Annotated in this window: 14 protein-coding genes; 6 read left to right on the top strand and 8 right to left on the bottom strand. The window is 68.2% G+C overall.

Annotated elements, in window-relative coordinates; translation table 11 throughout:
• The first annotated feature begins 198 nt into the window (after positions 1 to 198).
• A complete protein-coding gene (locus VFY73_RS09930) occupies positions 199 to 1,281 on the top strand; it encodes a hypothetical protein (RefSeq protein WP_329718169.1) in 1,083 nt (360 codons plus the stop codon).
• 18 nt (positions 1,282 to 1,299) lie between these two features.
• Here VFY73_RS09930 and VFY73_RS09925 read toward each other — a convergent pair whose 3' ends face one another.
• Positions 1,300 to 3,315, bottom strand: coding sequence for a DEAD/DEAH box helicase (locus VFY73_RS09925; RefSeq protein ID WP_329718167.1), 2,016 nt, complete (start codon positions 3,313 to 3,315; stop codon positions 1,300 to 1,302).
• A gap of 137 nt (positions 3,316 to 3,452) precedes the next feature.
• On the opposite strand from VFY73_RS09925, the gene VFY73_RS09920 reads away from it, so the two are divergent.
• Positions 3,453 to 4,355 carry a bile acid:sodium symporter family protein gene (locus tag VFY73_RS09920; protein ID WP_329718165.1) on the top strand — a complete coding sequence of 301 codons (903 nt, stop codon included), beginning with the start codon at positions 3,453 to 3,455 and terminating at the stop codon, positions 4,353 to 4,355.
• 98 nt (positions 4,356 to 4,453) lie between these two features.
• Here the strand turns inward: VFY73_RS09920 and VFY73_RS09915 are convergent, their stop codons facing one another.
• The 5 genes from VFY73_RS09915 to VFY73_RS09895 form a co-directional block, all read right to left on the bottom strand.
• Positions 4,454 to 5,758 carry a sphingomyelin phosphodiesterase gene (locus tag VFY73_RS09915; protein ID WP_329718163.1) on the bottom strand — a complete coding sequence of 435 codons (1,305 nt, stop codon included), beginning with the start codon at positions 5,756 to 5,758 and terminating at the stop codon, positions 4,454 to 4,456.
• A 15-nt stretch (positions 5,759 to 5,773) separates the two neighbouring features.
• Positions 5,774 to 6,745 carry a lipase secretion chaperone gene (locus VFY73_RS09910; RefSeq protein ID WP_329718161.1) on the bottom strand — a complete coding sequence of 324 codons (972 nt, stop codon included), beginning with the start codon at positions 6,743 to 6,745 and terminating at the stop codon, positions 5,774 to 5,776.
• 57 nt (positions 6,746 to 6,802) lie between these two features.
• Positions 6,803 to 8,911 (bottom strand): neutral/alkaline non-lysosomal ceramidase N-terminal domain-containing protein, encoded by a 2,109-nt coding sequence (locus VFY73_RS09905; protein ID WP_329718159.1) that lies wholly within the window; start codon positions 8,909 to 8,911, stop codon positions 6,803 to 6,805.
• Between the two features lie 224 nt (positions 8,912 to 9,135).
• Entirely contained in the window at positions 9,136 to 10,944 is a 1,809-nt protein-coding gene (locus VFY73_RS09900; protein ID WP_329718157.1) for an ABC transporter ATP-binding protein, read from the bottom strand.
• 465 nt (positions 10,945 to 11,409) lie between these two features.
• The gene (locus VFY73_RS09895; RefSeq protein ID WP_329718155.1) at positions 11,410 to 13,161 is read right to left on the bottom strand and encodes an ABC transporter ATP-binding protein; all 1,752 of its coding nucleotides are present in this window, start codon (positions 13,159 to 13,161) and stop codon (positions 11,410 to 11,412) included.
• A gap of 129 nt (positions 13,162 to 13,290) precedes the next feature.
• On the opposite strand from VFY73_RS09895, the gene VFY73_RS09890 reads away from it, so the two are divergent.
• The 4 genes from VFY73_RS09890 (at position 13,291) to VFY73_RS09875 (ending at position 17,510) form a co-directional block, all read left to right on the top strand.
• On the top strand, positions 13,291 to 15,216 hold the full coding sequence (locus VFY73_RS09890; protein ID WP_329718153.1) for a PhoX family phosphatase: 1,926 nt from the start codon (positions 13,291 to 13,293) through the stop codon (positions 15,214 to 15,216).
• Positions 15,217 to 15,375: 159 nt separating this feature from the next.
• Positions 15,376 to 15,828, top strand: a complete 453-nt coding sequence (locus VFY73_RS09885; RefSeq protein ID WP_329718151.1) for an Hsp20/alpha crystallin family protein — start codon at positions 15,376 to 15,378, stop codon at positions 15,826 to 15,828.
• Between the two features lie 32 nt (positions 15,829 to 15,860).
• Positions 15,861 to 16,274 carry an Hsp20/alpha crystallin family protein gene (locus tag VFY73_RS09880; RefSeq protein ID WP_329718149.1) on the top strand — a complete coding sequence of 138 codons (414 nt, stop codon included), beginning with the start codon at positions 15,861 to 15,863 and terminating at the stop codon, positions 16,272 to 16,274.
• A gap of 96 nt (positions 16,275 to 16,370) precedes the next feature.
• Positions 16,371 to 17,510: a S1C family serine protease gene (locus tag VFY73_RS09875; protein WP_329718147.1), complete on the top strand. Its 1,140-nt coding sequence runs from the start codon at positions 16,371 to 16,373 to the stop codon at positions 17,508 to 17,510.
• A gap of 16 nt (positions 17,511 to 17,526) precedes the next feature.
• Here VFY73_RS09875 and VFY73_RS09870 read toward each other — a convergent pair whose 3' ends face one another.
• The gene (locus VFY73_RS09870; RefSeq protein ID WP_329718145.1) at positions 17,527 to 18,912 is read right to left on the bottom strand and encodes a serine hydrolase domain-containing protein; all 1,386 of its coding nucleotides are present in this window, start codon (positions 18,910 to 18,912) and stop codon (positions 17,527 to 17,529) included.
• 153 nt (positions 18,913 to 19,065) lie between these two features.
• On the bottom strand, positions 19,066 to 20,160 hold the full coding sequence (locus VFY73_RS09865) for a hypothetical protein (RefSeq protein ID WP_329718143.1): 1,095 nt from the start codon (positions 20,158 to 20,160) through the stop codon (positions 19,066 to 19,068).
• Positions 20,161 to 20,253 lie beyond the last annotated feature (93 nt).

Below are 20,253 nucleotides of genomic sequence, written 5' to 3'. Positions count from 1 at the left end.
TGACCATCGATGCCTGCATGGCGGAAGCCGCCACGTCGGATGCACGGCCGGGACGTTTGGTTGCAGGGTCCCCTAATTCGAGGGTCACCAAAAGCCCGCTGCAGCGGTTCGCCCTGAGCGGTTGGGCTCTATATTGCCTGCAGCGCATGGGCGAGTTGCCCTGCGCACCTAACTGGACAATCCAAGGGACACGCACAGATGAGAAAAACCACCCGCTCCGCGCTTGCCGCCGCGGCATTCGCGTGCATCGGCACGGCCGCCTTCGGTGCCGCCACCTACCGGGTGGTTGAACTGCCGCTCGCCGGCGATGCAGCCAGCACTCACCAGAGTCATGCCAGTGCGATCAACGACAAAGGGGTCGTCACTGTGAGCTCGCTGCACTACGGCAAAGATGGCCACCGATGGGACCGCGCGCAGGTCTGCCCGCCCAAGCGCGCGTCGTGCAAGGTGATCGAGAGCCTGAGCGACACCCGGCCTCGCAGCGACGGCGCTTCCGATGTGAACACGGCCGGGCAGGTCGTCGGCTACAGCATGGTCGACGGGTGGCAGAAGCCGTTCCTGCGAGACGTCGACGGCACGGTGCATTCGCTCGGCTCCTATGCCCCGAATCTGCCGGCGTGGGCGACAGGGATCAACGATGCCAGCGTTGTGGTGGGCTACGGCCACATCGACAACGACCGCCAACGCGGCTTCGTCTGGAAGGATGGCGCCATGACCTGGCTGCCCACGCTGGGCGGCGATGCGTACTCGCAGGCGACCGGCGTCAATGCCAAAGGCCAGGTCGTGGGGCTGGCCGCGGTCGCGGGGTCTTGGCCCGCCGCACACGCCTTCGTCTACGACATCACCACCGGCGTCATGACCGACATGGGTACGAACGGCGGTGAGCAATCGGTCGGCCATGCGATCAACAGCAGCGGCGACATTGCTGGCGCATCCGCGACGGCACTGTCTCAGGGCCACATGCATGCCATGCGCACGGTGGGCGGCGTGATGCAGAACCTCGGGACGTTGCCTGGCGACGAGTACGCTGCCGCATACAGCATCAACGATGCAGGTGATGTCGTCGGGGGAAGCTCTCCGCCCATGGCGTTGTCGCGCGGTTTCATCTACACGAGCACCAAGGGGATGCGGGACCTGAACGACCTGCTCGCGCAGTCCGACCGGGCCGCCTACACGGTGGGGGCGGGACAAGATATCAACAACGCGGGCGATATCGCAGCCGCGGCGCGGCGAACGTCTGATGGCAAGCTGGTGGCCGTCAAGCTCGTTCGCTTGCGCTGAGATCGACCGTCGAGGCGTTCAATCCGGAGTTCTGGCGCGCTCGCGCCAGAACTCGGCGTCGAACAGCTGCTCCGCGCCGGTGCGCTCGTTGATCAGCCAGAACTGCCGGCCGTCCGGGCTCAGCCGAGAGACTTCGCCGGTCTGACGCCCCGTGGTGACCCGCTTGCCCATGGTGTTGGCCGGGAAGTCGGGTTGCTGAGCGAGATGCCGCAATGGCACCGCTTCGCGCTCGTCGCCGGCCAGCCGCAGCCGCTGCATGATGGGCGCGAGCAGCGGGTTCGCCGCATCGGCGGGCGACAGGTAGACCACGATCTTGGCCTGCGCGCGGCTGAGTGCAACGTTCACCAGCCGTTGCGCCTGCTCGGTGCGCAGGAAGGGCTGGGCCCCGTCGGCAGGGTCGAACAGCACCACCGGCGCCTCGCTGCCCTGCGCGCGGTGCACCGTGCTCACCTTGACCACCTGGTGCACGCCGAGCGTGAGAAGGCGCTGGCGGATCAATGCCCGCTGCGCACGAAATGGTGTCAGCACGATCAGCTCATTCGGCTGCCAGTGGCCACTGGCCAGCGCAGCGGCCACGGTCTCGGCGATGGCCTGCGCTGATTCACGGCGCACCGGGCCGCGATCGGCAGCGGACCAGGCGCCATCGGTCTTCAGGCGGTGCACGTGCACATGGGTTTGTGCGTCGATGTCGCCCAGCGCACGCAATCGCGCCGATTGCCATTCGGACGATGCCCGGGCGTCAGCCGCCACCTGCAGCTCACCGTCGTAGTAGACATCGCTGACCAGTTCGCAGATGGGCCCGGCCATGCGCGACTGCTCGTTCAGCAGTCGAACCGAATCGCCTCGACGCGGCATTTCGGAAAAGGCCGAGCGGCCCAGCCAGCGCTGAACGCCCCGGTCGGGGCTTCGCACCACGGGCGAGAGCTGTTGCGGATCACCCGCGAACAGCCGGCTGCGGCCCAGCGGCATCAGAACCAAGGCATGGGCCAGGCTCACCTGGCTCGCCTCGTCGAAGACCACCAGGTCGAACGGTGGTTCTTCGTCGGTGGCCAGTTCACGCAACGTCTTCAACGTGAACGCAGCGCGCGTGGTCGTCATGCTGGCCAGCCGGCAACGGCGCAGCACCTGCAACGAGGCGGCCCGCATTTGCTCGCGCAGCGCCGTCACGCGGTCGGACCAGGCCTTCAGCCCGGATGCGTTCCGCGGCGACGGCCGGGCCGCTTCGGCACGCGCCAGCGCATCGATCAGGCCTCGGTCACCGGTGGGGATCAGGTGCTCGCGGCCGTCGTAGGCGGCGGCATCGAAACGCGTGCCGAGCCGCTGCACAGCGTCGCGCCAGTGGCCTCGCTGGCCTTTTTGCAGTGCCTTGTCGACCGCGATCGTCGCCAGGTCCACCGCGTGGTTGGTGGTGGACAGCAGCAGCACGCGGGCGTGAGGGCGGCTGTCCAGATACTCGGCCAGCAACACGCCCAGCGTGGTGGTCTTGCCCGTGCCCGGCGGACCCCAAAGAAACGAGCTGCTGTGACGCACCAGTGACAGCGCCTCGCGTTGCGCGGGGCGCAGCCAGCGGAAGGGGGCACCGGTCAGCGCCGGGCCGCTGTCGGCGAGGTGTGGTCGGGCCAGGTCACCCACGCAGTCGATGGCGCGGCTGGCCCAGGGCGTGTCGAACCAGGCATCAGCGACGGCGTTGAGGAACCGGGGCGGGTACAGGCGGATCAGGTAGTCGGCACCCGGCGGCGCGGCCGTGGCGTTCTGCAGCAGCAGTTGATCGTCCTCGGCCAGCACGGCGAGGACGCTGGCGCCACCCTTCTCGGGCGCCCCCCACCAAGCCGAGGCGCCATCCAGGCTGTCGTCCAGCAGCACCTGAGCCGACGACCGGCCCGGTGGCTGGCCGTCGGCATAGACGTGGCCCGGATCGAGCGTCACGCGCCAAAGCGCGCCGTCGCGTTCGGTCCGCAAGACCTTGAAGTCGTAGTACTCGGGCGTGGCGGCGAGCTCGGCACTCACCGCGGCGCGCAGGTCGGCGAGGCTCATGGCAGAAGGCGAAGGCGCAGGCAGGATGGCGATGTGAGGGCGGGACTGTAGCCGCCGTTGCTGCCAAGGGTTGCCATGGTGTGCTGGCAGCACTCCATCTTCTAGACTCCCGGCACCAACGAGGAGGGAGTTCCACTTTGCAAAGTGATGCGCTGTCGGGCGTCTTGCTGCCCCTGGCCCTGGCTTTCATCATGTTCTCGCTGGGCCTTGGCCTGGGGGTCGACGATTTCCGGCGCATCCTGCGGCAGCCCAAGGCGCTGCTGGTCGGCGCCGTCTGCCACTTCGTGCTGTTGCCGCTGGTCGCGTACCTGCTGATCAGGGCGACCGGCCTCACCGGCGCCTTTGCGGTGGGCTTCATGATTGTGGCGGCCTGTCCGACGGGCTCGACCTCCAACTTGCTGACGTATGTCGCGAGGGGGGATGTCGCGTTGGCCGTCAGCTTCACCGCCGTGGCCAGTGTTCTGACGATCTTCACGCTGCCGGTCATCCTCTCCTGGGCGCTGCAGGAACTGGCCGGCACCACGCGGTCGATCGAGGTGCCGATTGGCAGCATCATGGCCCACACCTTCCTGATGCTCGGCGTGCCGGTCGCGCTGGGGATGCTCTTTCGTCACCGGGCGCCCGCGCGTGCGATGGCCTTCGAGGCGCGCGCGACCCGCATCGCCACCGGGCTGTTCGTGCTGATCGTGGTCGGTGCAGTGGTCAAGAACTGGAGGCTGCTGGTCGACGGCTTTGCCGTGCTGGCGCCCGTGGCGTTGACCCTGAACGTGGCCATGCTGCTGATTGGCTTCGGCGCGGCCTGGGCGGCTCGGCTGCCGCAGCGCCAGGCCATCACGCTGGGCATCGAGAGTTCGGTGCAGAACGCCACGCTTGCGTTGGTCATGGCCAGCGCGGTGCTGAAGGAAGACGCGATGGCCGTGCCGGGTGCCGTCTACGGTGTCTTGATGTATGCGGGCGGGTTGGCATTCGCCTTCGGGATGCGGCGGTTCACCGGGACGCAACTGCCCCAACCAGGCCAGGCTTCGTCCGCGACGACTTGAACCGGGCAGACTGGCCAGTCTGCCGCCGGAGAGGGCGAGGGGTGCCGCGGCGAGCCGCCGCCAAGCCCATGCCCGAGGTGGCTAGGCCGCCTTCCATGTCAGTACTGCAATACCCCCGACACCGCAAAGTGGTCCGACAGATCGTGATCCATCCACAGTGAGGGGTTCAGGCTGCGGTAGATGCGCACGGTGTTGTCGGTTGCGCGCGGGGAGCGATGCTGCGTGTCGGCGAACACATAGTCCAGGTACTCGCGGCCGCCGGAGCCGAGTGCGTTGACGGTCGAGTCGTAGGTGTACGGATGGCCGATGTAGCGGGGCTCGGCGGCGTGCAGCAGGCCCAGCATCTGCACGTAGTCGTCCGGCGTCGCGTAGCGGTCGACGTTCAGGTCGCCGGCGTAGACCACGGGCTCAGTGGCAGGCACGCCATGGGCGGCCGGGTAGCGGCCCATCTGGCCGAGCTGGCTCAAGCGCACCTGGCGGTCTTGCATGCCGTTGTAGGCGTTGGTGTGCGTGCCCAGCACGTGGAAGGCCTTGCCCTGCTTGATGATCTCGAAGTAGATGAAGCCCTTGTTCGAGAAGCAGTTGTCGCCCGTGCAGTCGGGGTAGACGTGCACGTCCTGCGCGGCGATCGGCCAGCGGCTGACGGCGATGACACCGCCGTTCATGATGTTGCCGGGCTCGTCCACCAGGCGCGTCTGGTACGGGTACTCGGCACGCAGATCGCGCAGCAGTTGTTCTCGGCAGCCGCCGTCGAAGGCCTCCGACAGCACGATCGCGTCGAAGCCGGTCATGGCCGATGGCATGGCGGCATAGCGTTCGCAGATGCGCGGCGCGACGAAGATGCCCCAGGTGTTGTAGGCCAGCACCTTCAACGTGTTCGGGTCATCGGTGCGCGCTTCCTTCACGTTCGCGTCGTGAATGATGTAGTAGACGTCGTCGTAGCCACCGGTGAACTCGGCCTTGAACGACAGCTGCTCGTCCGGCACGACGGTGTGGGTGTGGATCATGCGGTCGTAGTACCAGGGCGTCTCGAACGACGCTGCCTTGGCACCTTGCCACAGCGACGAGCCGATGAGCTTGCCGCGCAGCCGCTGCTTCAGCACCTGCGGCCCGCCGCGGGCGCCGGTGACGGTGGTGTCGAAGTAGAAGTTCTTGCCGTTGGTGATGCCTTCATCGCGGTTCATCCAGGCCACGCGGCGCGTCGCGTAAGGCGGGATCACCGGGTCGTAGGTGCCCCATTCGCGATTGCGCACGAGGGCCTTGTCGCCGTACTGCACGGTCGACACGGTCAGCGGGTTCGCGGTGGTGTTGGTGACATAGACGTAGGTCTCGGCCTGAGCGGCCAGGCCGCTCATCAGCGCGATGCCGGTCAGCAGCCGCGCAAAGAAGGAGGTGAGTTTCATCGGGGCTTTCTGTTCTCAGGGTTGAAAGCTGTCGGGGAAGACTTCTCGCCGCAGTGCGTCGAGCTCGGCATCGCGCTGTTGCAGCGCGGCCGGGGTGTCGGCGCCGGTGTAGCGGGCCTGGATGGCCAGCTTGCGCTCGGCATATGTCGCCATGCGGTCGCGCTGTTGCGCATCGAATCGGTCGTTGCGGGCCAGTTGCGCCACCTGCTCGGGTGGGAAGAACTGGCTGCGCACCTGCGCCGACAGCCGCGCCCTGTCGGCCTCGTCGGTCGCGTCCAGCAGGGTCAGGCGCAGCGTGAGCTGGTACTGGCGGGCCCGCTCGTTGGGATCGTCGACCGACGGCGCGGTGTCGTGTTGCAGCAGCGGTGCGCGCAGCGTTTCGGCCGCCGCCAGACGCTGCGCCAGCGGCAGGCGGGCCGCATCGCGCTCGATGAACTGTTCGAGTTGCGCCTGGTAGCGCAACTGCGCCTCTTGCCGGCCGAACAGCAACTGCGCGTTGGCCGCGCCCAGCACCTCGGCCCGCATGCGGCTGATGGCGTCGATGCGGTCCAGCATCGGTTGCCCGGTCGACATCAGCAGCGTCGACAGCCGCGGCCCCAGGAGCGGCAGCCGCGCCAGGATGTCGGTCAGCGTTTGTCGTTGCGGCGCCGACAGGCCTGTCAACACTTCGTCGAGGCAAGGGCCGGGGGCCGTGCTGCCGCACAGCCTTTCCAGCTGCTTCAGCGTTTGCAACAAGTCTCCCGCACCGGCAAGATCGGCTGCGAGCCGGCGGCTCAGGCTCGTCCGCTCATCACGGGTGCGAGGCTTCTCGATCTTGTCGACGGCTGCGGCCCCCGCCGCTGCGGCCAGCGCAGCAGGCGGGGCGGTGGCGCCGGGGCCGAGCGATGCAGCGGCTTCCTGGATCGCAGAGTCGCCGCTGACGGCCCACCCGAGCAGCACGACGCCTGTGCAGGCCGCCGCCAAGGCGATGGAATGAAACGGCTTCATCGTTTTCTTGTTATGGCGAGGTCGGGCCACCGCCTCGTGAGCGGTGCCCGACGATAGTCAGTTCACTTGAAAGGTTCGTGACGTGCCGGAGTAGGCCGAGATGGCACCCGTCCAACCGCTCTTCCAATGGCCGAAGTGGCGGATGCGGTAGGTGCCGGGCAGGGCGGTCGGCGGGATGCGCCATTCCACGTCGACGCGCGAGTAGGCGATGCCCTCGCGGCGCCAGGTGTAGGTGGTCTCGAAGTCCCAGTCGTTGGCCACCGTGTCCCAGGTCGAGCCGTTCAGGCGCTCGACCTTGAGGAAGGTGTCTTGGGTGCGCAGGTTGTTCTTCGGGTGCCCGGCGCGGAAGGTGGCCACCGCCTTGGCGCCGCGCGCGTAGCTGGCGGCAGGCTGGTTCAGCACATGGCCGAAGCTCTGGAACAGCGGCTTGTCGTCGAACACGACGCCGGGGCGTTCCAGCCGGAGCTCGTTCGACTTGTCCAGCGGCGTGCCGGTGTCGTTGATGCCGCTGCCCTGCGCCAGCGCCGTCGACAAGTCGCCAACGATCTGCTCGACCGCTGCGCTGGCGTAAGGCCCGTACTCGGTGCTCGCGCCCTCGTAGTGCTGCAGCTGGTATTCCTCGCGCGTGGCGAGGTAGCCGGAGTAGCTGTTCGACAGGCCGGCGATCACCGCGGTGGTCACGCCCTGGCCCGCCAGCCGCTGCAGGACCTGCGCGCGGATCCGGCGGCCGGACACCGTCGTCACCTCGTACGGCACGCCGATGATCGCCAGCGGGCCCACCACCATCACCTGGTGCGGCAGCACCTCGGGCACCCAGTCGAGTGCGCCGGTGGCCAGCATGTTGGGCTTGGGCCGTTGGCAAGGGTCGTCGGCGCCGAGCGTGACGACATTGAACGTGAACAGGATCGCGCCTGCCAGCGGTGACGTCAGGAACAGCTCCGCTGCCGTGGCCAGGTTGGTGTTCTCGTGGGTCATGCCCTCGTACATGCCGGGGATGCTGCCGGGCCCGTTCTCGCCGCCGGCGGCCATCGAGTAGCCGCGGGCGGCAGTGCACAGCGTCTTCGCCGAGGTCTTGGTGAACTCGGGCCGCACGACGAAGCCGTTCATCGCCGTCCACTGGTGCCGGTAGTCGAGGCGGTCGTACAGCCGCTGGCCTGTCTGCGCGTACAGCTCCTTGGCCTTCTGCAGCTGCCGGGTGCCGTCGACCTCGACGTTCGCGTACTCGTCGGGGCTGCCTTCGTAGCCCGGTGCCGAGTGCGCGTTGCCGTGGGACGAAACGACGTCACCTTCGTCACTGTTGGAAAAGGCTGCGACGAAAGTCTCGCGGGCGCCGTAGTCGCTGGCCTTCGAGCGCTCGAAGAACGATTGGGCGTAGCCCTTGCTGTCCGAGCTGATCTTGGTCTGCAGCATGCTCAGCGCGGTAGGGTGGATCGCGAACCAGTTCAGCAGGCCGACCTCCTGGCCGTTGTCCTTGCGGAACTTCAGCTGGGTCATCGTCTTGTTGGTGTCATGGGGCGACTGATAGGCATCCGGGTTGGCCTGGTAGGCCAGCACCGACCGGTTGCGCGTGGCGCCCAGCAGGTCGCCCTGGACCAGCTCGATGCTGCCCGGCGCGAGGTTCTGGTGCGCCCGGTCGATCGCGGCAACGATGCCGTTGACCGCGGCGTGGTAGGCCTGCGAGCTGTAGCCGAAGAGCGACTTGTCGGCCGAGGCCAGCGTGTAGAGCGCGTAGTGCGAATGGCCGGCGTTGCCTGAATGGGTGTGCGTGGCAGCCAGCATCACGTTGTCGTGGCCGTACAGGGTGCCGTACTTGGCCTTGAGCTTCTTGACGACCTCCAGCTTGATCGACTGGAACATCGCGCCCAGATCGGCGTTGACGTAGACGACCCTCTTGCCGCTCGTGGGGCTCTGGATGATGAAGGCCCGCGCCCGAAGCCGCATGTGCAGGCCATCGGCCTCTTGCTGCGCGACATAGCCGAACAGGCCCGTCTCGGCCACCGGCCCGGTGATGTCGTAGACACCGGTGCCGATGTTGAACTCACCTGCCGACGCGCCGTGCCCCGTCAGGGCCAGGGTCGCGGCCACCAGCCCGTGTCGGGCTAGCGTATTCGCCCCGTGGCGGGCGAACGTGGTCAGCCCGCGGTGGGCTGGGATCCCGTGCTTCATGAATGCCTCTCTAGGTTGGCTCGAAAACGAACCGCCCCGGCCCCCTTGGCGGCGGCGCAGGGTGGAGGACATGAAGGCGCACACGAGGGGTGCTGAATGGCCCGACAAGGCCTGGCATCGCTCTATTCAGTGCACGAGGTCAGACTGCAAGACCCCGGAATGCACGACGAACGCCATTCATAGTCATGACTATTAGGTAGTCATGACTACTCAACCATCGGGAACTACCCGATGCTGGATGCGTCCGGGGCCGTGTTCGCCGCGTCGTCGGAAACCAGCTGTTGCAACTCGACCAGGCGGCGGTAGAGGCCGCCTTCGATCTGCATCAGGTCTTCGTGCGGCCCCAGCTCGGCAATGCGGCCGTGGTTGAGCACGACGATGCGGTCGGCATCGCGGATGGTCGACAGCCGGTGCGCGATCGAGATCAGCGTCAGCTTGCCGTGCAGCTTGGCCAGGGCCTGCTGCACGACGGCTTCGGTTTCGCTGTCGATGTGCGAGGTGGCCTCGTCGAGCAGCAGGATGCGCGGCTGGCCGGCCAGCGCGCGGGCGATGGCGATCAGCTGCTTTTCGCCGACGGCCAGGCGTGCGCCGCCTTCGCCGAGCTTGGTGTCGTAGCCTTGCTCGAGCCGGCTGATGAAGCCATGCGCACCGGCGGCGATGGCCGCGGTCTCGATCTGCGCGTCGGTCAGCGGCCGGCCCATCGCGATGTTCTCGCGCGCACTCGCCGCGAGCAGGAAGGGCTCTTGCGGCACCAGGCCCACCGCGTCGCGGAAGGCGGCCTCGTCGAGGCTCGCGATCGGTTGGCCATCGATCAGCAACTGGCCGTCGGCCACCGGGTAGAAGCGCAGCAGCAGCGACAGCAGGCTCGACTTGCCGCTGCCGGTGGGGCCGACGATGCCGATGAACTCACCTGGCGCGATGTCCAGCGACACCTGGCGCAGCACCGGCGTGCCGGGCGCGTAGGCAAAGTTCAGCTGGCGCATGCTCACGGCGCCGGCGGTGACCCGGCCGTCAGCCGCGGGCCGGTCAGCCTCGGCTTCGTCGAGCAGCGTGTTGACGCGTGCGGCGGCGATGATCGCCTGCTGCAGTTGCGAGAACTGCATCGTCAGCTGGATCAGCGGCTCGGTCACGCGGCCGACGTAAGAGACGAAGGCGTACAGCACGCCGACCTCGATCGCACTCAGCGAGCCGCCACCTTCGCGCAGGCCGAAGACGGCGATCACGACCGCCAGCATCGCGACGTTCAGCAGATCCAGTGCCGGGCGCAACAGCAGCGCGTTGGCGCGCAGCTCGGTCTGGCGCGACTGGTAGTGGTCGTTGTTGATGCGGGCGTAGCGTTCGCCATAACCATGCGCAGCGCCAGTCGCCTGCAGCACCGCCATGCCCGAGATCGACTCTGCCGTCTGTGCGTTCAGCTCGCTGCGCAGCTGGCGCGTGCGCGCGACCGCAGGCGCCGACAGGCGCTGGTACAGGTAGACGATGCCGAACACCGCGGGCACCAGCGTCGTCACGATCAGCATCAACCGCCAATCGAGAAACGCCATCGTCACCAACAGGCTGGCCAGCATGATCAGGCAGTCCAGCATGACGAACAGCACCTGCACGTACAGCTGCTTGACTGCCTCGGTGTCGTTGGTGACGCGGCTGACGAGCTGGCCGGTGATGGCCTTGTCGAAGAAGCTCATCGGCAGCCGAAGCACATGGCCGTAGACCGATTCGCGGATGCGCCGCACCGAGCGCATTGCCACCCCGGCCAACCGCGAAAGCTGCCGATAACGCACCCAGCTCGCCACCCAGCCGGCGACCAGCGCACCGATCAGCAAGGCGGCGATGTTGGCGATCGCCGGGTCGCGCGGCAGCAGGTAGCGGTCGATGTAGGCCTTGCCGAGCACGGGGCCGAGTGCGTCGAGTGCAGCGGCCACCGCGAGCCAGGCCAGGCCAATCCACAGGTGACGTGACTCGGGCTTGGCGGCGCGCCACAGCAACGCGGCGGCACGGCGGCCGGTGGAGTTGGTGTTGTCAGTGGTCTTCACGCGTTGGGGTGCCGCTGCGAGTCGAAGGCAGGGCAGAGTTGTGCCGAGGTCAAGAAATGCGGAGCCTGCAGCTGTCGCGGCGGCAGGGTGGTGGCGGTGTCCCCGGTCGCCGTCCGCTCGCGGACTGCCGTGGGTGCACTGCGCGCCGCATCTCCATCAGCACCGTGGTGCTGCGCCTGCGTTGGGGCGACCGCGAATGAGGTCCGGCGCCCGGGGACACCACCACCACCCTGCAGGCACCGTCGGTGGTTTGGCACGCCGTGGCATGCCGCCCGGGGTGCCAGGGTCGGTGGCTTGGGGTGCGTTCGCAGGCCTTCATTCGCGGTCGCCCCAACCGATGCAAGAGAACACGGTGTCAATCGAGAGACCATGGCGAGCGCACCCCGGCTGCCCGCGAGCAAGGCCGGAGAACGTGCCCCAAGCCGCCGGCCTTGCTCGACCGTTGTAGTTGGAGTTGACGCAACTTCAATCCGCCTCAAGCGACGCCTCCAACTGCTGAATACGCCACTGCTGCGCGTACCAACTGTGTGCCAGTCCCTTGGCCAACAGTTGTTCATGCGTGCCGCGTTCGGCGAGATGACCATGGCGCAGCACCGCAATCAAGTCGGCATCGGCGACGGCCGACAGGCGATGGCTGACGATGATGACGGTGCGGCCTTTGCGTTGCTCGCGCAGGTGGGCCAGGATGCGGTGTTCGGTCTCGGTGTCGACGGCGGATAGCGCGTCGTCCAGCAGCAGCAGGGGGGCGTCGGCCAGCAGCGCGCGGGCAATTGCCACGCGCTGGCGCTGCCCGCCGGAGAGCGTGACGCCGCGTTCGCCGACCGGCGTGTCGTAGCCCTGGGGCAGGCGCTGGATGTCGTCGTGCACGTCGGCCAGCTGGGCCACCGCCTCGACCTCGGTGCGCGTGGCGCCGGGCTTGGCCAGCGCGATGTTCTCGGCCACGCTGGCGGAGAACAGGATCGGCTCCTGCGGCACCCAGGCGATGCCGGCGCGCAGTGCGTTCAGCGTGTAGTCGGGCAGGCCGACACCACCCCAGGTGATGCCACCGGCCTGCGGCATCCATTGGCGCAGCAACAGCTTCAGCAGCGTGCTCTTGCCCGAGCCAGTCGGGCCGACCAGGCCCAGCGTCGAGCCCGGCGCGATGTGCAGCGACAGGCCATCCAGCGCCGCATTGTTCGCGCCCGGGTAGGCGAAGCGAACGTCGCGCAGCGCGATCTCGCCGGCACGAACGGCCTCGACGCCACCGTCGTCGTCGATCGCCAGCGGCTCGTCCAGTACCGCGGACAGCCGCGTCCACGCCGCGCGGCCGCGTTGCCACAACGCCAGCACCCAGCCGGCCGCAAACATCGGCCAGATCAGTTGCACGAGATAGAGCTGGAAGCTGGTCAACTGGCCGATCGTCAACTCGCCGTGCCACACCAGCCAGCCGCCGAGCGCCAGCGACAGCACGACCGAGGTCGCCAGTGTCATGCCGACCGCGGGCTCGTAGCGCGCCTCCCAACGCTGCGACCAATAGCTGGCGTCGGCGGCTTTCTCGGCCAGCTCGGCAAAGACCTTTGCGCTGCGCGCCTCCAGGCCCAGTGCGCGCAGCGTGCGCACGCCGGACAGCGTCTCCTGCACATGGTCGTTCAGGTCACCGAAACGCTCCAGCGCCTCTTTCGAGCGACCATGCACGTGGCTGGAGATCCAGGCGAAGCTCCATGCCATCAGCGGGAAGGGCAGCAGCGCGATCGCGGCCAGCCGCCAGTCGACACCGAGTGCCATGGTGGCGACCACCAGCACCAAAGTCAGCGTGCCATCGAAGCCGGCGAGCATCGCCTCGCCGGCGGCCATCTCGACCGCGTCGACGTCGTTGGTGGCCAGCGCCATCAGATCGCCGGTGCGGCGCGTCTGGTAGAAGCGCGGGCCCTGGTCGGCCAGGCGCTGGTACAGGCGGCGGCGCAGCTCCACCCCCATCTGGTAGGCCGCGGCGTACAGGCGCACACGCCAGCCGACGCGCAAGAAATAGATCGCGACACCGGCCGCCAGCAGCAGCGCGAGCTGGCGCCACAGCGCCGGGCCTGCGAGCTCGCGGGCGACGATCGCGTCCACGAGGTGACCGATCTGGCGCGGCAGCCACACGGTCAGCAGTGCAATGCCCAGCAGCATTACCGCCGCACCTGCGTAGGCCGCCGCATGACGGCGGACGAAGGCGCGGATCAGGGCAGCGAGCGTCATGCGAAAGGCGAGGCAAAGCGGGCGATTCTAGAGATTGGGGCGAAACTTGCCGGAGCCGGGACAATGGCCCGGCCACGACATTTCGTAGGCGGCCAGAGGGCTGCCGAGCCCAACCTGAGGAGCACCCGCATGGCCAAGGATTTCAGCGGCATGGAAGACTCGAACTCCAGTGCCAACCCGAGCATCCACGAGGTGTCGGATCCGGCGCGGCGTGTGTGGCTCGGGGGCGGCCTGGCGCTGGCCGCTGGCAGCTTGTTCGGCCCTGGCCTGCTCACCGCCTGCGCCAGTGCGGCGCAACAGGCGACAAATCCCGTCACGCTCGGCCGTGCGATCGGCTTCAAGAGCGTCGCGATGGCGGCGATCGACGCCGTGGTCGTGCCCGAGGGCTACCGCGCCCAGGTGCTGTACCGCTGGGGTGACCCGGTCGGCATCGCCGGGCAGATGCCGGCCTTCAAGCCCGATGCGTCGAACACGGCGGCCGAGCAGGCGCTGCAGGCCGGCATGCACCACGACGGCATGGCCTTCTTCCCGCTCGACGGCGGCACCCGCCGCGGCGTGCTCGCGATGAACCATGAATACACCGATGACGGCATGCTGCACACCGATGGGGTGAAGACCTGGAGCGCCGAGAAGGCCTTCAAGTCGATGGCTGCGCACGGCGTCTCGGTGATCGAGGTCGAGAGGGCCGACAGCGGCTGGAAGGTGGTGACGCCGTCGCGCTATGCCCGCCGCATCACCGCCCGCACGCCGATGCGCATTGCCGGCCCCGCAGCCGGCCACGCGATGATGAAGACCGCGGCCGACCCGTCCGGCACGCTGGTGCTGGGCACCTTCAACAACTGCGCCAACGGCCGGACGCCGTGGGGCACCTACCTGACCTGCGAAGAGAACTGGGCCGGCTACTTCGAAGGCCCCGAGCTGCCGGACGCGCACCAGAAGCGCTGGGGCCTGAGGAAGGGCGGCGGCAATTACTTCCGCTGGCAAGTCGCCGACGAGCGCTTCGACGCGACCAAGCATCCGAACGAGTTCAACCGCTTCGGCTGGATCGTGGAGATCGACCCGATGGACCCGACCAGCACGCCGGTCAAGCACACTGCGCTGGGCCGGGCCGCGCACGAGGGGGCGGCCACTGCATTGACGGCCGGCGGCAAGGCCGTGGTCTACATGGGCGAGGACGCACGCTTCGAGTACATCTACAAGTTCGTCAGCCGCGATGCGATGAAGCCCGGCGGCCTGGCGGCCAACCGCGAGCTGCTCGACCACGGCACGCTGTACGTCGCGCGTTTCGATGCCGGCGGCAAGGGCGAGTGGCTGCCGCTGGTGCACGGCCAGGGCCCGTTGACCGTGGCCAACGGCTTCGCCGACCAAGGCGAGGTGCTGATCAAGTCGCGCCAGGCCAGCGACGCGCTGGGTGCGACCAAGATGGACCGGCCCGAGTGGACGGCCGTCGACCCGATCACCAAGCAGGTCTACTGCACGTTGACCAACAACAGCGACCGTGGCAAACCAGACCGGCCCGGCGCCGACGCCGCCAACCCGCGTGCGCCGAACACCATGGGCCAGATCATCCGCTGGCAGGAGCAGGGCGACCTGGACGGCACCAAATTCAGCTGGGACCACCTGGTGCTGGCCGGCGACCCGGCCCAGCCGCGCGAGGGCGCCAGGGGCAACGTGCGCGGCGACATCTTCGGCAGCCCGGACGGCCTGTGGATCGACCCGCGAGGCGTGATGTGGATCCAGACAGACGCTTCTTCGTCGGTGATGGGCAAGGGCGACTACAGCAACCTGCCGAACAACCAGATGCTGGCCTGCGACCCGACCAAGGGCGACATGCGCCGATTCCTCGTCGGCCCTACCGGCTGCGAGGTGACCGGCATCGCCATGACCAGCGATCTGCGCACGCTGTTCGTCAACATCCAGCACCCTGGCGAGTCGCCGTCCGAGCGCAGCGACCCGGAGGCCCCCAGCCGCTTCTCCAAGTGGCCGGATGGCGGCCGGCCTCGGTCCGCGACGGTGGTGATCACGAAGAACGATGGCGGGGTGATCGGGACCTGACGCCCGGCCGCGGTTTGCGCGGCCGTAACACGTTTCGGTGCGGCGCAACCCATTGAAAAAGGGGTCTTGAAGTCCGGCAGGCTGCCCCTAATTCGGTGGCATGCGGCGCTGACGAACCATTTTCCGGCGCCGCGTTCACCCCGAAAGGAGCAAGCCATCATGTATGAAACCCTCTGGAGCTTCCCCGGCGGCGTGCTCGGCGAATTCGAACGCCTGCGCCGCGAACTGGACGACGTGTTTGGCGGCAGCGGCATGCCCAGCAGCATCCGCTCGGCGGCGCCCGGCGCCTTCCCGGCGATCAACGTGGGCCAGACGCCCAGCAGCGTCGAGCTCTATGCCTTTGCCCCAGGCATCGACCCGGCCAAGATCGATGTCGTCATCGATCGTGGCGTGTTGACGATCTCCGGCGAGCGTGCTTCTGCGTTGCCGCGCGGCGATGCCAAGACCAGCATTTACAACCGAGAACGTGCCAGCGGCACCTTCAAGCGGGCGATCAGCCTGCCGGACGACGTTGACCCGGGACGAGTGAACGCCACCTACCGCGACGGCGTGCTCAATGTGAGCATTGCGCGTCGCGAAGAAGCTCAGCCCAAGCGCATCGCCGTGCAGTGACGGACCGAAACCGCTGACAAGGAGCAATGACCATGACCACTTCGAAGACCGAACTGCAAAAGACCAGCCAGACGCCGCCGGCGACGACCGAGCAGGCCGAACGCGGTGCTGACACACGGGCCCTGCTGCCGCGCGTGGACGTGTTCGAGGACGACGCCGGCATCACGCTGCTGGCCGACTTGCCGGGCGTTCCGCGCGACCAGCTCGACATCAAGATCGACGGCGATACGCTGACGATCGAGGGCGCGGTCGCTACTACCACGCCGGCGGGCCTGCAGCCGGCTTACGTCGAACTGCGGGTGCCGCGCTACCGCCGCGCCTTCACGCTCAGTCGCGAGCTGGACGCCGGCCACATCGAGGCCAACTTGAAGGACGGCGTGCTGAACCTGCGCATCCCGAAACAGGCCCATGCGCAGCCGCGCCGTGTGAACGTTCAGGTCGGCTGACGATCAGAAGAAGACGGTCCCGCCGCTTCGAACGCGCTTCGTGCGCGTGCGGGCGGCGGGCCGGCCGCGCACGAGAGCGTGCACAAGGAGATCGGCATGAACCAAGCCGCGGCGGAGACACCGCCCCAGCCCCACCGACGCCGCCGCCTTTTGGCGGCGGCGTCGTTTGTCGTGTTGGCCGCCAGCGTTGGCCTGGCCAGCTTCTCGCCTGCGCTCGGCCGTACCGACGCCGCACCGCGCAGCGTTGCCACGCGCGGGCCGCTGTCAGGCGACGAGCAGAACAACATCGCCGTCTTCAAGGCCGCCTCGCCGTCCGTCGTCAACATCACCGCGCTCACCGTCGAGCGAGATTTCTTTTCTCTCAACGTGCAGCAGGTGCCGCGCGGCACCGGCACCGGCTTCGTCTGGGACGAGCGGGGCCACATCGTCACCAATTTCCACGTCATCCAGGGCGCGAGTGCAGCGCGGGTGACGCTGGCCGATCAGACGAGCTACCGCGCCGAGTTGGTCGGCGCCTTCCCCGACCGCGACCTGGCGGTGCTGCGCATCGAGGCGCCCAAGGCGCGGATGACGGCGTTGCCGATCGGCACCAGCCGCGACCTGCAGGTCGGCCAGCGCGTGTTCGCGCTCGGCAACCCCTTCGGGCTCGACCAGACGCTGACCACCGGCATCGTCAGCGCCCTTGGGCGCGAGATCGAGTCGGCCACGAGGCGGATGATCCGTGGCGTGATCCAGACCGATGCGGCCATCAACCCGGGCAACTCGGGCGGGCCGCTGCTCGATTCGGCGGGCCGGCTGGTGGGCGTCACGACAGCGATCTACAGCCCTTCGGGCGCCAGCTCGGGCATCGGTTTCGCCATTCCCGTGGACGAAGTGAACCGCATCGTGCCGCGGCTGATCCGCGACGGGCGCATGGTGCGGCCCGCATTGGGCATCAGCGGCGGGCCACCGGCGCTGACGCGCTCGCTCGATCTGCCTACCGGGGTCGCCCTGGTCGGCGTGACCGCCGGTGGCCCGGCGCAGCGCGCCGGCCTGTCGCCTTTCCGGCGTGGCCGCGACGGCCGGGTGGTGCAGGGCGACGTGATCACAGCGGTCAATGAAGAGGCGGTGACCGACCTCGACGACCTGCTGAACGTGCTGGAGCGCTTCCAGCCGGGAGACAAGGTGACGTTGAGCGTCTGGCGTGCCGGTCAGGCTCGCAAGCAGACGGTGACGCTCGGCGAGGCGAGCGACTGACGCCGCGGCTGCAGCCTCAGCCCACGGCGTAGCGGGCTGCCAGCTCCTTGGCGGCCTTCGCCTCGCTGACCAGCCGGGTACCGCCGAGCCACACCTGGGTAACGCGGCCGCGTGCGTCGCGTTCGATGCGCGCGGTTTCGCCGTGGTTGGCAAAGCCGCCGGCGAGCGTGATCTGGCCGCTCTCGGTGCCCTGGCGCCGCCGCGCATCGGGCACGATCTGTGAGGCGTCCTGCATCGGGTTCGGCAGGCTGGGGCTGGCCACCAGGATCTTGCCGTCCACCGGCACGAAGTCGAACGCGCCCCACAGGCTCCAGTAGCGGCCGGCCCAGCCGGCGGTGCGTGGGCTTGGTGCGCCGTGCTTCGCGAACGCCTGCAGAATGTGCAGCGCGCCGTCGAGCCAGACGTGTGCAAGGCCATCGGCCGCGTTGGTCAACACCGAAACCGTCAGATCCCGCTCGGGCACGCAGCAGGTTCGGGTGATCGTGCCCTGGAAGCCGCCGGAGTGGCCGAACCATTCCCACTCGCCGAGCTTGCCCGAGATGGTGCCCAGGCCGTACCAGCGCTCGATCGTGCCGTACGCGTCCTTCCATTGGCGGCGCACCATCTCGCGCCGGCTCTCGGGCTTGAGCACGCTGCGCCTGGCGCCGGGGGCGAGGCTGCTGAAGAAGCGCGCCAGGTCACTGGCGGTGCTGACGAAGCCTGTCGCCGCGGCGAGCGCATTCGTCGGGTTGGTCGCCGGGATCACGACGCGGCGCCCCAGCGGCAGCTTGCTGGTGTGGCCGTGCGCGAAGGGCAGCTTGGCGTCGGCCGGCATGTCGGGCGTGGTGTGCTCCAGCCCGGAAGCCGCGACGATCTCGCGCGCCGTCCAGTCAGCAAAACCTTCGCCGGTGACGGCCTCGATCACCAGGCCCAACAGGCCGTAGCCGTGGTTCGAGTACTTGAAGCGCTCGTTCGGCTCGATGGTCGTGCCGCCGGCCAGGTCGGCCAGCAGTTCCTTCGCGTTCAGAAACGGCCGGCGGTCCTGCCACTGGCCGGCGTCGACGCCATCGCGGACCAGCCCGGCGGTGTGCGACAGCAGCTGCGTCAGCGTCGTCTTCGCGACGCTCGGGTGCAGACCCTTCACATGGCGCCCGACCGCGTCGTCCAGCTGCAGGCGGCCCTGCTCACGCAGCTTCAGCACCGCGGCTGCGGCAAAGGTTTTGCTGTGGGACGCGACGCGGAAGCGGTGCTGCGGCGTCAGCGGCCGCTGCTGGATCGCATCGGCATGGCCGAAGGCCGCTTCGAATACCAGCTTGCCCTTGGCCGCAACGGCGAGTGTGCAACCCGGCTGCTCGCTCAAGCGCATCTGGTGGTCAATCCATGTCGGGAGGTAGTCGAGCGCCGCCGTCAGCCATCTGTCCAAGATCGTTCCTTCGCAAGCCCTGTGTGGGAGGGCCTCGGCCGAAGCGCTGAGGCCCTGGGCTCGCATCTTGACAGGCTTTGCGGACCGGCTGCCCGGCCGAACAGCCGGGGCGGGGGCGGCACGGCCGCTTTCGGTGAGCGGCCGACGTTCCGGTCAGGGGGACGCGGTCGAGCTGTTGACGACAGGGGTTAGCAGCAGCAATTGCCACTCACCATTCACCGTACCGGCGGTCGCGATCTGTCCGGCCTGGTTGATGGTGGCGACGGTGCCGAGCTTGGTCACTGCCGCGAGCGGGTCCGTCGGGTCCAGCAGACGATGGATGCTGGTCATCTTGGTCTCCGGGTCCCAGTAGAAGCTGGTCTCCCACGCGTGTCCGCTGTGACCGCCGCCCGACCAGAAGCCCACCACCTGGCCGGCATTGTTGACCTCGAAGGCTTGGCTGATGCCTTTGCCTTCGGCCCGGCCATCGATGTCGCGCCCATGGCGCGGGCCGGCCCAGACGACCGCGTGCAGGCTGTTCGGTGTGTTGTAGCAGGAACCCGCCACTTGGCCCAGATCGTTCAGACCGTAGGCCTGGGCGCCGTTTGTCGAGCAGAACGGTGCTTCCAGCCGGGTCACCCGGCCGTCGGCTTCGAGGATCACGGCCCTCGAGCCGCCCTCGAGGTTGTTGCCCCAACCCCAGCCCACCATTTGCCCGAGCGCGTTGATGTCGCGCAGCTGCGTTTCGCCTGCCACATCCGGCAGCGGGTCGACCACGCCTGTCTCTTCGGTCCAGGTGAATGCGTGGCGTGGTGTGTGGGGAGGCCGCGGCACCCAGCCGGCACCGACAACCTTTCCGGCGTCGTTGATGCCGTTGACTTCACCGATCTCCGGGAAGTCGCCGTCGGGCGTGAACACGCGCAAGCCGTTGACCGGGTCCCACAGGACACCATCGCGGGTGACGTCGGGCTTGGTGTGCTCGGCCGCCATCACGTCGTGGTTGTTCAACGCGCGGGCGCCCAGGTAACCGGTCGGTACCTTGATTTCGATCGCGCCACCTTCCGGCGTCCAGAAGAAGGTGTGCTGGGCACAGGTGCCGACCACGTGGCCCAGGTCATTGATGGCGTTCGGGCTGCAGAGCTCGCCGAGCGGCAGCGATGGGATCACGGTGATCCGGAACAGCGGCGCCGCGACGGCGGTGCCGGAGTACAGCGTGCCGGCGATGGCGGCCCAGAGAAGTGATCGACGGGGTGAGGGGGTACGTTTCACGGCTTGTCTCCTGAGACGTTGTAGAGCGGGTGATCCCGCCCGCGAGGGCCCGGGCCAGTGGCTGTGTTTGCCATCGGCCCCAGGCAGTTCTCG

This window comes from Ideonella sp. (genome assembly GCF_036277275.1).
Taxonomy (GTDB): Bacteria; Pseudomonadota; Gammaproteobacteria; order Burkholderiales; family Burkholderiaceae_C; genus Ideonella.
This window is presented reverse-complemented; position numbering and strand designations above follow the sequence as displayed.

What these genes read in the sequence shown, in the direction of transcription:
- VFY73_RS09905 (WP_329718159.1), bottom strand. Translation starts at nt 8,911, where the DNA reads ATGAAGCACGGGATCCCAGCCCACCGCGGGCTGACCACGTTCGCCCGC.
- VFY73_RS09875 (WP_329718147.1), top strand. Translation starts at nt 16,371, where the DNA reads ATGAACCAAGCCGCGGCGGAGACACCGCCCCAGCCCCACCGACGCCGC.
- VFY73_RS09885 (WP_329718151.1), top strand. Translation starts at nt 15,376, where the DNA reads ATGTATGAAACCCTCTGGAGCTTCCCCGGCGGCGTGCTCGGCGAATTC.
- VFY73_RS09890 (WP_329718153.1), top strand. Translation starts at nt 13,291, where the DNA reads ATGGCCAAGGATTTCAGCGGCATGGAAGACTCGAACTCCAGTGCCAAC.
- VFY73_RS09930 (WP_329718169.1), top strand. Translation starts at nt 199, where the DNA reads ATGAGAAAAACCACCCGCTCCGCGCTTGCCGCCGCGGCATTCGCGTGC.
- VFY73_RS09925 (WP_329718167.1), bottom strand. Translation starts at nt 3,315, where the DNA reads ATGAGCCTCGCCGACCTGCGCGCCGCGGTGAGTGCCGAGCTCGCCGCC.
- VFY73_RS09910 (WP_329718161.1), bottom strand. Translation starts at nt 6,745, where the DNA reads ATGAAGCCGTTTCATTCCATCGCCTTGGCGGCGGCCTGCACAGGCGTC.
- VFY73_RS09895 (WP_329718155.1), bottom strand. Translation starts at nt 13,161, where the DNA reads ATGACGCTCGCTGCCCTGATCCGCGCCTTCGTCCGCCGTCATGCGGCG.
- VFY73_RS09880 (WP_329718149.1), top strand. Translation starts at nt 15,861, where the DNA reads ATGACCACTTCGAAGACCGAACTGCAAAAGACCAGCCAGACGCCGCCG.
- VFY73_RS09915 (WP_329718163.1), bottom strand. Translation starts at nt 5,758, where the DNA reads ATGAAACTCACCTCCTTCTTTGCGCGGCTGCTGACCGGCATCGCGCTG.